This is a genomic window from Mesorhizobium sp. M0815, from assembly GCF_040319995.1.
Classification (GTDB): Bacteria; Pseudomonadota; Alphaproteobacteria; order Rhizobiales; family Rhizobiaceae; genus Mesorhizobium.
The window spans coordinates 33484-45624 of the sequence record NZ_JAMYOU010000006.1 but is presented as its reverse complement, the minus strand read 5'-3'; the positions used below and the strand labels follow the sequence as shown (position 1 = coordinate 45624).

The following is a 12141-nucleotide window of genomic DNA, read 5'->3' as shown; positions in this document are numbered from 1 at the left end:
GGTCTGTCGCGCTGATGGAATTCTCCCCTCAACAAGACGAGGCGCTGAAGGCGGTGGCCGGCTGGCTGAAAGCCGGCAAGCCGCAGCTGTTCCGGCTGTTCGGCTATGCCGGCACCGGCAAGACGACGCTGGCGCGCTATTTCGCCGAGCATGTCGACGGCCAGGTGCAGTTCGCCGCCTTTACCGGCAAGGCGGCGCAGGTGCTGCGTTCCAAGGGCGCGGTCAATGCCCGCACAATCCATTCGCTGATCTACCGGCCGAAAGGCGAGGAATCGGTAGCGGACGAGGTGACCGGCAAAACCTCAATGTCGCCGACCTTTTCGCTCAACCGGCAGAGCCCGATCTCGCGGGCCAAGCTCGTCGTCATCGACGAATGCTCGATGGTCGACGAGCAGCTTGGCCGTGACCTGATGAGCTTCGGCACGCCGATCCTGGTGCTTGGCGATCCCGGCCAGTTGCCGCCGATCTCCGGCGGCGGCTTCTTCACCGACCACGAACCGGACATTCTGCTCACCGAAATCCACCGCCAGGCGCGCGACAACCCGATCATCAGGCTGGCGCTCGATGTGCGCGAGGGCCGCGAGTTCATGCGCGGCGACTATGGCGCGGCGCAAGTGATCGGCAAGGAAGACGTCACCCAGGAATTGGTGCTGAAGGCGGACCAGGTGCTGGTCGGCACCAACCGCACGCGCCGTCGCTATAATCAGCGGCTGCGCGAGCTGAAGGGGTTCAACGCCGATTATCCGCAAGCCGGCGACAAGCTGGTCTGCCTGCGCAACGATCCAGCCAAGGGGCTGCTCAACGGCTCGCTGTGGAAGGTGATGACCTCGTCGCGCGAGACGGTCAAGCCCGGCATCAATCTGCTGGTCTCGCCGGAGGAAGACGATCCGGATCGCGGCGTCGCCAAGATCAAACTGCTCAAGGCGGCGTTCGAAGATCCGGACGCCGACATTCCCTGGCAGCAGAAGAAGCGCTTCGATGATTTCGATTATGGCTACGCACTGACCGTGCACAAGGCGCAGGGGGCGCAGTGGAACGAGATCGTGCTTTTCGACGAAAGCTGGGCATTCAAGGAAACCCGGCAGCGTTGGCTTTACACCGCCATCACGCGCGCGGCCGAACGGCTGACGATCGTCCGATAGGGCGGCCGTATCAGCGCTGGGCGATCGGTCTGGCGCCAAGCCATTCCCAGGCGGCGGTTTCGTCCTTAGCCTCGAAATGCCGGAGTTCGATAGGCAAAGAGGCTGGCAAGAAGGCTCTTGCCTCCGCTATCCAGTTCGGCTCACCGACCGCCGCGCAGCGGCCGATATGCTCCACCGCGTGAGCTATGCCCTGTTCGATCGTCTCGTCCGATACGTCGGTCCAGTCGACACCCTCATGATCGATCAGGCGCACCAGCACGTCGATTTTCGTGTGCAGCGCGTAGGCTGCCTCCAGCAATCCGAACAGGTTTTCGGCATCAGCCGCTGCGACATGGCCGACGACATCGATGGCGAAGAGGTCTTCGCGATCGGTATCGATGCGGCGGATCGCCGGCACGGCATCGAGAAAATTCAACAGGAAACTCCTTGCGCTCGATTTTCTTCGTTCCCCTGGAACACCTGAAACCCTCTGTCTGTTCCCCTTAAAGGCGCTATAGATGCGCGCCGAGATCAGCCTGGAACCGTGCAAATGCCTGCAAAGCTTTCCGTCAACCTCAATGCCATCGCCATGCTGCGCAACCGGCGCGACCTGCCGTGGCCAAGCGTGACGGGGCTCGGACGCATCGCCCTTGCCGCCGGTGCGCATGGGCTGACGGTGCACCCGCGACCCGACGAGCGGCACACCAGGCATTCCGATCTGCCTGAGATCAGGGCGCTGATCGACGACGAGTTCCCGAGTGCGGAATTCAACATCGAGGGCTATCCGACCGAGGAGTTCCTGGCGCTTGTGGAAAAGCATCAGCCGGAACAGGTGACGCTGGTGCCCGACGACCCGGTGCAGGCGACTTCCGACCATGGCTGGAACTTCGCCGCCGGGGCTGCGTTCCTGACACCGGTCGTCAAGCGCCTGAAGAAGGGAGGCTTTCGCGTATCGCTCTTTTCCGATCCGGATCCCGATGGCGTGAAAGCCGCTCGCGACACCGGCGCCGACCGGATCGAACTCTACACGGGTCCATATGGCAGCTATCATTCCGATTCGGCAAAAGCGGCGAAGGAATTGGAGAAATTGGGAAAGACGGCGGATGCCGCACTTGCTACAGGGCTCCAGGTCAATGCCGGGCACGACCTTGTGGTGAGCAATTTGCCGGCACTGGCCAGGCGCATCCCGGCATTGGCCGAAGTGTCGATCGGACATGGGTTGACAGCCGATGCGTTGGAGTATGGCATGGCCGCAACGGTCAGGCGGTTTCTGAAGGCTTGTGGCTGGTAGAGAGAGGCGAGCCGATAGGCCGTGCGTTCCCGGCATGGCAGCGCGTCCTTTCCATCCCCGCAGCATAGAGCACCGCACGTCTATGGGAGTGTCGTCCATGGCCCTTGCCAACGCTGGTAGCGAGGCAGAACCCATCGAGCAATCCAGCCACTCCACAGTCGAGCAGCACAGTACCAAGGTGCTGATGCTGGGCGCGCTGGGCGTGGTCTACGGCGATATCGGCACCAGTCCAATTTACGCGTTTCGCGAAGCGCTGCACGCATCGTCGGGGCCGGTCGCCCGCAACGACGTCCTCGGCGTGCTGTCGCTTATCGTCTGGGCTCTGACGATCATCGTCACGATAAAATACGTCGCCTTTGTGCTCAGAGCCGACAACAAGGGCGAGGGCGGCACGCTGTCGCTGATGTCGCTTGCGCGCAGCGCTTATCCCAATGGAGCCAAGCTCATCCTGGGGATCGGGCTCTGCGGCGCGGCGCTGTTTTTCGGCGACGCCATTATAACGCCGGCCATCTCCGTGCTTTCGGCGGTCGAAGGCCTGGAAGTGGTGACCCCGACGCTGGAAACTTACGTGGTTCCGATCACGCTGATCATCCTGGCAATGCTTTTTGCCGTGCAACGCTTTGGCACCGGCAGGGTGGCGGCCGTGTTCGGACCGGTGACGGCAGTGTGGTTCCTGGCGATCGGCGCCGCCGGGGTCTACCATCTGCTGGACGACCCGTCGGTCCTGCTGGCGATCAATCCCTATTACGCGGTCGCTTATCTGGCCAATACGCCCACCGGCGCTTTCGTTACGGTCGGGGCGGTGTTCCTGGCGGTCACCGGGGCCGAAGCCCTCTATGTCGATCTCGGTCATTTCGGGCGCAGGCCGATCGTGCTGGCGTGGTTCTCCGTGGTGTTCCCTTGTTTGCTCCTCAACTATTTCGGACAAGGCGCGTTCGTTCTGGCCAACGGCGGCAAACCCACCAATCCATTCTTCCAGATGCTGCCCGATTGGGCGCTGATGCCTATGGTTGGGTTGGCCACGGCAGCGACCGTGATCGCCAGTCAGGCGGTGATCTCCGGCGCTTTCTCGCTGACCCGCCAGGCGGTGCAGCTCAATCTGCTTCCGCGCATCGAGGTGCAGCATACGTCCGAAATGCAATCCGGCCAGATCTACATGCCGCGCGTCAATCTGGTGGTTGCGCTGGGCGTGATGTTGCTGGTGGTCGGCTTTGGCGGTTCGAGTTCGCTGGCTTCCGCCTATGGCATTTCGGTGACTGGCGAAATGCTGATGACAACCATCCTGCTGTTTGTCGTGATGCGGTTCCGGTGGAAATGGCAGCTTGCACTGGCGGCGGCGCTCACACTGCTGTTTGGCACGATCGATACCGGATTTTTCCTCGCAAACATCGTCAAGATCCTCGAAGGCGGGTGGGTCTCGATAACAGTCGCTTGCGCCATGGGGCTGATCATGTCCACATGGATCCGCGGCACCCGCTATTTGTTCGACAAAACCCGCCGGAACGAGATTCCGCTGGATTTCCTTGCCGGCAATCTGCTGAAGAAGAAGCCGCATCTGGTGTCGGGCACCGCAGTGTTCCTGACCAGCGATCCGCTGAGCGCGCCGACCGCGCTGATGCACAGCCTCAAGCACTACAAGGTGCTGCACGAGCAGAATGTCATCCTTTCGGTGGTGACGGCACCGCAGCCGGTTGTGCCCGACAGCGAGCGCGTCAAGATGGAGACGGTCAACGAACTGTTCATGCGGGTGACGCTGACCTTCGGCTATATGGAGCAGCCCAACATCCCGCGTGCGCTGGCGATCTGCCGCAAGCAGGGCTGGAAGTTCGACATCATGACGACATCCTTCTTCCTGTCGCGGCGCTCGCTCAAGGCCTCGCCCAATTCCGGCATGCCGGTCTGGCAAGACAAGCTGTTCATCGGCCTGGCGCGCTCGGCGGCTGATGCGACGGAATATTTCCAGATCCCGACCGGACGCGTCGTCGAGATCGGGACGCAGGTGGCTATTTGAAAACGTGTCCGTTGCGACATTCCAGGTAGTCTGCCGATGGGACTGAGTCTGCCAAGTCGTGGAGGACTCGCAATATCGGGACGGAGCCATTACGTGACGGCACTTGATATTGCAGCGCAGCAAGCGTAGAGCACCGCCCGCTTATCGGAGTGTCGTCCATGGCCCTTACCAATGCTGGTAACGAGGCAGAACTTGTCGAACAATCGAGCCATTCTGAGGTCGAGCAGCACAGCACCAAGGTGCTGATGCTGGGCGCACTCGGTGTGGTTTACGGCGATATCGGCACCAGCCCGATCTATGCATTCCGAGAGGCGTTGCATGCATCAGCCGGTGGCAACGTCGCCAACCGTGGCGACATCCTGGGCGTACTCTCGCTGATCATCTGGTCGCTGACGATCACCGTCACCATCAAATACATCATGTTCGTGCTTCGTGCCGACAATCGCGGCGAGGGCGGGGTGCTGTCGCTGATGGCGCTGGCGCGCAACAGTTTCCCGACCCGCTCGGCGGTGATCCTCGGCATCGGCATTGTCGGCGCGGCGCTTTTTTTCGGCGACGCAGTCATTACGCCGGCGATCTCGGTGCTGTCGGCGGTCGAAGGCATGAATGTCGTCACGCCGACATTCCAACCCTATGTGGTGCCGCTGACGCTGGCCATCCTGGCGATCGTGTTTGCGGTACAGCGGTTCGGCACCGGCGGCGTAGGATTGGTGTTCGGGCCAGTCACGGCGCTATGGTTCCTGGCCATCGGCCTTTCCGGCATTAACCACATCATCGCCGATCCGGAAATTCTGCTGGCAATCAGCCCGCATTACATCGTGTCGTTCCTGGTCAACTCGCCCGACGTCGCCTTCGTCACGGTTGGTGCGGTCTTCCTCGCCGTTACCGGCGCCGAGGCGCTCTATGCCGATCTCGGCCATTTCGGCCGCAAGCCGATCGTGCTCGCCTGGCTGGCAATCGTGTTCCCTTGTCTGTTGCTCAACTATGTCGGGCAAGGCGCCTTCGTGCTGGCAAATGGCGGCGTTGTCGGTCATCCATTCTTCGAGATGAACCAGGGCTGGACGCTTATTCCGATGGTCGTGCTGGCGACGGCGGCGACCGTGATCGCCAGCCAGGCGGTGATCTCCGGCGCTTTTTCGCTGACCAGACAGGCGGTGCAGCTCAATATGCTGCCGCGCTTCGTCATCCAGCACACGTCGGAAAAACAGTCGGGCCAGATCTATCTGCCGCGCATCAACCTGATGCTGGCGCTGGTGGTGATGTTGCTGGTGGTCGGCTTCGGCGAATCCAGCCGCCTGGCCTCGGCCTACGGTATTTCGGTGACCGGCAACATGCTGGTGACGAACATACTGCTTTTTGTTGTAATGACGCGCATCTGGAAATGGCCGCTCGGCGTCGCGGTCGCCCTGATGGCGGTGTTCGCCTTCGTCGATACCGGCTTCTTTGCAGCCAACATAGTCAAGGTGTTTGAAGGGGGCTGGTCCTCGCTTGCCATTGCCGCGGTTATTGTGCTGACCATGTGGACCTGGATCCGCGGCAGCCGCTATTTGTTCGAAAAGACCCGCCGAAACGAGATCCCGCTCGATTTCCTTGCCGGCAATCTGCTGAAGAAGAAGCCGCATCTGGTATCGGGCACCGCGGTGTTCCTGACCAGCGATCCGCTGAGCGCGCCGACGGCGCTGATGCACAGCCTGAAGCACTACAAGGTGCTGCACGAGCAGAACGTCATCCTTTCGGTGGTGACGGCACCGCAGCCGGTTGTGCCCGACAGCGAGCGCGTCAAGATGGAGACGGTCAACGAACTGTTCATGCGGGTGACGCTGACCTTCGGCTATATGGAGCAGCCCAACATCCCGCGTGCGCTGGCGATCTGCCGCAAGCAGGGCTGGAAGTTCGACATCATGACGACATCCTTCTTCCTGTCGCGGCGCTCGCTCAAGGCCTCGCCCAATTCCGGCATGCCGGTCTGGCAAGACAAGCTGTTCATCGGGCTGGCGCGCTCGGCGGCTGATGCGACGGAATATTTCCAGATCCCGACCGGACGCGTCGTCGAGATCGGGACGCAGGTGGCTATTTGAACAAATGGCCGTGCCCTTTGAGGGCACGGCCATTGTGAGGCTCAGCTCACCAGAGCCGCCTTGTTTGCTTCAAGAAATTGCTTCAGCGGCTGCGGCTTCCTGCCGGACAGCGTCTCGACCGCGTCCGTTACCATGCTGATGCGGCCGGAGCGCGTGTTGGTGTCGAAGGAAACGATGACGGGAGCGAAAGCCTCGGGAACGCCGGCTGCCTTCAATCCCTCGGTCAGCGCTTCATCCGAAAGCTGGACAACTTCGATCGGCTTGCCGGTGATCTCGGTGACGAGGGCTGCAATTTCGGCCATCGTGTGGGCCTTGGGGCCGGTCAGCGTGTATGTCGTGCTGTCGGTTGCGCTCGAAGCGAGGCCGGCGGCGATTGCCGCGGCCATGTCGTCGCGCGCGCCATGGGCAATGCGGCCGTCTCCAGCGGATGTGTACCACTGCCCCGAGGCGATGGCGTGCGGCAACGCCATGAACAGGTTCTCCTGGTACCAGCCATTGCGGAAGATGGTGTAGGGGATACCACTCGCCTTGATCGCCTGCTCGGTGCCGTGGTGATCGGGCGCAAACAGCACCGGCGATCCGGGCTCGGGATTGGGCATCGATGTGTAGAGCAGGTGCGAAACGCCCGCGCCTTTTGCTGCGGCGACCGCGGTCTCATGTTGCTTCAGGCGCTTGCCCGGAAGGGCAAGCTCGTTCGTCGAAATGATCAGAACCCTGTCGGCGCCCGTAAACGCATTGGCCAGCGATGCGGTGTCGTCGAAGTCGGCCGCCCTGATGGTGACGCCGCGCGCTGCCAGATCGGCCAGATTTTCCGGATTGCGGGTGGCGGCGATGATGCGCTGAGGGGAGACCTTGAGCGTGTCAAGCAGATGATTGATGACGCCGCGGCCAAGCTGGCCGGAGGCGCCGGTGACGAGAAGGGTGTCGGTCATGAAAGGTCCTGACGTTGCGCCGGAGCGGCGGGTGCAATGTTAGTCTCCAAAAGAGACCAGCACTAAAATAGGAATTGACCCATCCTCGTAAAGAAGGCAGTTTTGCGGGAGTTAGGCACAGCCAGGGAACCAGCCATGGACGGCAAGATCGTCAATCTGAGATCGAAGCTCGAGATCTACAAAGCAGGCAGCGGTGGCGGAAACCTTGCGGATTGCCCGGTTCGCGATGTGATCCAGGGCATAAGCAACAAATGGAGTTCGCTGCTGATGGAGGCCTTGGCCGAGAAGCCGTACCGCTTCGGCGAGTTGCGGCGCCTCGTGCCCGATATTTCACAGCGCATGCTCACTCAGACGCTGCACGATCTGCAGCGCGACGGCTATGTGCATCGCGAGGTTTTTCCGACCAAACCGCCGAGCGTTGAATACAGCCTCACCGATCTCGGGCGCTCGATGTTTGGACCCTTGCATCAGCTGATCCAATGGGCCGAGCTCAATCACGGCGCTGTACGCGAGGCGCGGAAGGTTTTCGATGCTGCCGAAGGCTGAGCCTCAAGGCCGAGACGGCGGCTTGATTTAGCGACAGCGCTGAAGGATTGTCCGGCCTGGGTCGGGTCGGGCAAATGGGCAATTCTCTGGACATCGCGATTGCCGGCGCGGCGATCAGTTACGCGCTCATCGGAACGGACGTATCGATACTGCGCTGGAGGCTTGCGTCCGCGACAGGCTGGTGGCCAGTGGCAAGCATTCCGCCGGAAACGAATATCCTTGCCTCGATGATTACAGGCACTGTGATCAATCCATTCAAGCCGATCGGGCTTGCGGAAGCCCGGTGGCCGGATCGTTTCGGCGGATGATTTCCGAAAGGTGCGAGCCCTTCGCCTGTAGGAATGTATGGAGGCGTTGCGGATAATCGGGAGCGACCGCGTCCTTCACGGATGGGCGTTTGCGCAACGCCTCGCGCCACACCTGGACATGCGGCTTTCCGTCCAGGATGCCGAAATCGCCGATCCGGTCGAAGACGTCGAAATAGCGGAAAATCGGCCCGTAGACCGCGTCGACCAGTGAAAAGCGCTCACCGGCGAACCACGGCCCAACCGCGCCATTCGCCAGTTCCACTTCCAGGCGATCGAACATCGCCGATAGCGCCTCGCTTTCGGCGAGCAACGCGGCTTCCGTAGGCGCTGAATAGAAGCGGCCGATGGCATTGAGGATTGCCGAGCCAAACTCGATCCAGGCGCGATGTCGGGCACGGGCATAGGGATCGGTGGGATGCAGCGGATTGGGCTGGGTTTCCTCGAGGAATTCGAGGATGACGAGCGATTCGAAGATCACCGTTTCCTGGCCGTCATGCTCAACGCGAAGCAGCGGCACCTTGCCGAGCGGCGATATCGCCTTGAACCAGGCAGGCTTGTTGGCGAGATCGACGGCGATGCGCTCGAACGGCACGCCCTTTTCGCGAAGCGAAATCGCCGCGCGCTGCACATAGGGACAAAGATGGTGGCTGACGAGGATGAGCTTGTCGGTCATCTCACTCTCCCCAGACATAGTTCAAGGCGCCGTTCTCGACGCGGGTGGAGAGGAACATCAGGCGGGAGCCCTTCGGCGCTGGGCCTTCGAGGCGATCACCGTTCGCCATGTCGAACGAGGCGCCGTGCCATTGGCAGACGAGCTTGCCGTCCTTGCAGTCGAGCGGGCCACCGAAGTGCAGGCAGACGTTGGCGGAGGCGCGGATACGCTCGCCGCTGCGGTAGGCATGGACCTCGCGGCCGAAAAACGGAGCGATCAGGCTGCCTGTTTCCGGAATGTCGGCGATCCTGCAGATTTCATGCTTCATCGGAATTGCCTTTCATGATTGATGCGATTGCATCTATATAGATGCATTTGCATCAATCGTCAAGCTTGATGCAGTTGCATCTATCGCCTACGATGTAATCATGACCGGGATTCCTTCACCTCCAGCAATCAAAGCCTGGGCCCGCCTGATGCGGGTTTCGCGCCAGTTGTTGGAAAGTGCCGAGGACGCGCTGAAGGACAGTGGCCTGCCGCCGCTTGCCTGGTACGACGTGCTGCATGAGCTTGCCGAGGCGGGCGAGGGCGGATTGCGGCCGTTCCAACTCACCGAGCGCACCCTGTTTGCGCAATACAACATCTCGCGGCTGCTGGCGCGGCTCGAAGCCGACGGGCAGGTCGAGAAGCTTCCAGTTGCCGATGACGGCCGCGGGCAAACCATCCGCATCACCGGCAAGGGGCGCGAGACGCGCCGCCGCATGTGGGTCGTCTACGGCCGCTCGATATCGGAGTTGGTCGGCTCCCAGCTTTCCAACGATGATCTGGACACGCTGTCGGCTCTGCTTGGGCGCCTGCGAGATCCGCCCGCCCTGGCGTGACACGCCTTCGCGCCGAAGATGGCGCGGATCTGCGAGGTCAGGCACTGCCCCAAAGGAATGCCAATGTCGCCAGAACCCCAAGCCCGACGCGGACCAGATGCAGATTGCCCCATTTGACGATCATTGTCCGAGCCTCAGGATTGACGGTGTTAGCGTCCATCACCTCCAGCAGCCGATTTGCCGGCATCATCACCAGCAGCGTCCATGGCCAAGGCAGGATGATCAGCACGGCGCCGGCCAGATAAGCGAGATTGCCGGTCTGCCACCACGCGACGAGGCCCAGAATACAGGCGATGACGGCGATCGAGGCCTGCATGGCGGCGCCGCGCTTGTAGGAAGGCTGCCATTCCTGCAGCAATGCTTTGTCATCGAGGCGAAGCCGCGCCGGCTGTTCGGCGACGCTGACGTAGATAGCCGCGCCTGCAAACACAGCGGCAACGGTCAAGGCAAGCAATCCGGCGAGCATGATCCGTGTCTCCCGTAATGCCCCGCATGGAGCAAGCTACAGAAATAAAGGCTTGCGCCGGGTCGGGCAATACGCCATAAAGCCGAACCGTAACGTACGGTACGCTGTCGAGTTCATATCTGAACTGCGGGTGAGTTCGCCTCCTGAGGAAAGACTGTGTTGCACGCTGTGACCGACATCGACACCAGCGAGACGCTGACGGAGCGGCAGAAGGCCGTGCTCGACGCCGCCCTTCGCCTGCTGGTCGAAGAGGGCGATCAGTTGACCATGACCGCCGTGGCGCGGCGGGCGAGCTGCTCGAAGGAGACGCTCTACAAATGGTTCGGCGATCGCGACGGGCTGTTGACGGCAACGGTGCAATGGCAGGCGTCCAAGGTGCGGGTAGTGCCGGTCGACCGCAAGGGACTCGATCTTGCCTCGCTGACGGCGAGCCTCGAACGCTTCGCTTCGGACTGGCTCAGGGTAATTTCGAGCGACACCTCGATCGCGCTGAACCGGGTGGCGGTCGGCCATGCTAGTTCGGGGAAGGACGATCTCGGCGCCATCGTGCTGGAGAACGGCCGCTTCGCGCTGGCCAGGCGGCTGAAGCCGGTGCTGGAGGCAGGCAAGGAAGCTGGTTTCCTCGAGTTTTCCGACGCTGAGATGGCTTTCCGCACCTTTTTCGGGCTGGTCGCCCGCGACGTGCAGATCCGCCTGCTGCTCGGCGACCGGCTGGAATTGACTGATGCGGCGATCGGCGGCGATGCCGTCCGGGCGACGCAGCAGTTTCTCGCTCTTTACGGGGCAAAAACCGGGCCGCAGGGCCTCTGAATTCAAAACGGGAAGGAAGAAAAATGCGTGTCTATTACGATCGCGACGCCGATCTCAACCTGATCAAAGGCAAGAAGGTTGCCATCATCGGCTATGGCAGCCAGGGCAGGGCGCATGCGCTCAACCTCAAGGATTCCGGCGTCAAGGATATCGCCATTGGCCTCAAGGCCGGCTCGGCGACCGCGAAGAAGGTCGAGGCCGACGGGCTCAAGGTGATGAGTGTGGCCGATGCCGCCAAATGGGCCGACCTGATGATGATGGCGACGCCCGACGAGCTGCAGGCCGACATCTACAGATCAGAGGTCGCGCCGAACATCCGCGACGGCGCGGCGATCGCCTTCGCCCACGGCCTCAACGTGCATTTTGGCCTGATCGAGCCAAAAGCCTCGGTCGACGTCGTCATGATCGCGCCAAAGGGCCCGGGCCACACGGTGCGCGGCGAATACCAGAAGGGTGGCGGCGTGCCGTGCCTGGTCGCGGTCAACCAGGACGCTTCGGGCAATGCGCTCGATTTGGCGCTCTCCTACGCCTGCGGCGTCGGCGGTGGCCGTTCGGGCATCATCGAGACCAATTTCCGCGAGGAGTGCGAGACCGACCTGTTCGGCGAGCAGGTGGTGTTGTGCGGCGGTCTGGTCGAGTTGATCCGCGCCGGTTTCGAGACACTGGTGGAAGCGGGCTATGCGCCGGAAATGGCCTATTTCGAGTGCCTGCACGAGGTCAAGCTAATCGTCGACCTGATCTATGAAGGCGGCATCGCCAACATGAACTATTCGATCTCGAACACCGCCGAATGGGGCGAATACGTCTCGGGTCCGCGCATCATCACCGCCGAGACCAAGGCCGAGATGAAGCGCGTGCTCAAGGACATCCAGACTGGCAAGTTCACCTCGGAATGGATGCAGGAATACCGCGCCGGCATGTCGCGCTTCAAGGGCATCCGCCGCAACAACGACAGCCACCAGATCGAGGAAGTCGGCGCCAAGCTGCGCGCGATGATGCCGTGGATTTCCAAGAACAAGCTGGTCGACAAGGCCAAGAACTGAAG

The 12141-nt window shown here is 61.7% G+C and carries 13 protein-coding genes; 8 read left to right on the top strand and 5 right to left on the bottom strand.

Going from position 1 to position 12141, the window contains the following annotated elements; all coding sequences use genetic code 11:
- The first annotated feature begins 14 nt into the window (after positions 1-14).
- The gene (locus NKI01_RS09520; RefSeq protein WP_352962958.1) at positions 15-1142 is read left to right on the top strand and encodes an ATP-dependent DNA helicase; all 1128 of its coding nucleotides are present in this window, start codon (positions 15-17) and stop codon (positions 1140-1142) included.
- A gap of 10 nt (positions 1143-1152) precedes the next feature.
- Here NKI01_RS09520 and NKI01_RS09515 read toward each other — a convergent pair whose 3' ends face one another.
- Positions 1153-1557, bottom strand: a complete 405-nt coding sequence (locus NKI01_RS09515; protein WP_023720790.1) for a SpoIIAA family protein — start codon at positions 1555-1557, stop codon at positions 1153-1155.
- 114 nt (positions 1558-1671) lie between these two features.
- Between NKI01_RS09515 and NKI01_RS09510 the strand changes: the two genes are divergently transcribed.
- The 3 genes from NKI01_RS09510 (at position 1672) to NKI01_RS09500 (ending at position 6501) form a co-directional block, all read left to right on the top strand.
- Positions 1672-2412, top strand: coding sequence for a pyridoxine 5'-phosphate synthase (locus NKI01_RS09510; RefSeq protein WP_352962955.1), 741 nt, complete (start codon positions 1672-1674; stop codon positions 2410-2412).
- A gap of 97 nt (positions 2413-2509) precedes the next feature.
- Complete coding sequence (locus NKI01_RS09505; protein WP_352962952.1) at positions 2510-4423, top strand: potassium transporter Kup; 1914 nt, start codon at positions 2510-2512, stop codon at positions 4421-4423.
- Between the two features lie 158 nt (positions 4424-4581).
- Positions 4582-6501, top strand: coding sequence for a potassium transporter Kup (locus NKI01_RS09500; RefSeq protein WP_352962949.1), 1920 nt, complete (start codon positions 4582-4584; stop codon positions 6499-6501).
- A gap of 41 nt (positions 6502-6542) precedes the next feature.
- Here the strand turns inward: NKI01_RS09500 and NKI01_RS09495 are convergent, their stop codons facing one another.
- Complete coding sequence (locus tag NKI01_RS09495) at positions 6543-7433, bottom strand: SDR family oxidoreductase (protein WP_352962946.1); 891 nt, start codon at positions 7431-7433, stop codon at positions 6543-6545.
- Positions 7434-7568: 135 nt separating this feature from the next.
- Between NKI01_RS09495 and NKI01_RS09490 the strand changes: the two genes are divergently transcribed.
- A complete protein-coding gene (locus NKI01_RS09490) occupies positions 7569-7979 on the top strand; it encodes a winged helix-turn-helix transcriptional regulator (protein ID WP_023720786.1) in 411 nt (136 codons plus the stop codon).
- A gap of 255 nt (positions 7980-8234) precedes the next feature.
- Here the strand turns inward: NKI01_RS09490 and NKI01_RS09485 are convergent, their stop codons facing one another.
- Positions 8235-8960 carry a glutathione S-transferase family protein gene (locus tag NKI01_RS09485; protein WP_352590032.1) on the bottom strand — a complete coding sequence of 242 codons (726 nt, stop codon included), beginning with the start codon at positions 8958-8960 and terminating at the stop codon, positions 8235-8237.
- 1 nt (position 8961) lies between these two features.
- Complete coding sequence (locus tag NKI01_RS09480) at positions 8962-9267, bottom strand: Rieske (2Fe-2S) protein (RefSeq protein ID WP_352962941.1); 306 nt, start codon at positions 9265-9267, stop codon at positions 8962-8964.
- Between the two features lie 100 nt (positions 9268-9367).
- On the opposite strand from NKI01_RS09480, the gene NKI01_RS09475 reads away from it, so the two are divergent.
- Complete coding sequence (locus tag NKI01_RS09475; RefSeq protein ID WP_352495188.1) at positions 9368-9820, top strand: MarR family winged helix-turn-helix transcriptional regulator; 453 nt, start codon at positions 9368-9370, stop codon at positions 9818-9820.
- Positions 9821-9857: 37 nt separating this feature from the next.
- On the opposite strand, the gene NKI01_RS09470 is transcribed toward NKI01_RS09475, so the two are convergent.
- Positions 9858-10286 (bottom strand): anthrone oxygenase family protein, encoded by a 429-nt coding sequence (locus NKI01_RS09470; protein ID WP_023720782.1) that lies wholly within the window; start codon positions 10284-10286, stop codon positions 9858-9860.
- Between the two features lie 156 nt (positions 10287-10442).
- Between NKI01_RS09470 and NKI01_RS09465 the strand changes: the two genes are divergently transcribed.
- Both NKI01_RS09465 and ilvC read left to right on the top strand, forming a co-directional pair.
- On the top strand, positions 10443-11096 hold the full coding sequence (locus NKI01_RS09465) for a TetR/AcrR family transcriptional regulator (RefSeq protein ID WP_023720781.1): 654 nt from the start codon (positions 10443-10445) through the stop codon (positions 11094-11096).
- A gap of 23 nt (positions 11097-11119) precedes the next feature.
- Complete coding sequence (gene ilvC / locus NKI01_RS09460) at positions 11120-12139, top strand: ketol-acid reductoisomerase (protein WP_352639676.1); 1020 nt, start codon at positions 11120-11122, stop codon at positions 12137-12139.
- Positions 12140-12141: the final 2 nt, after the last annotated feature.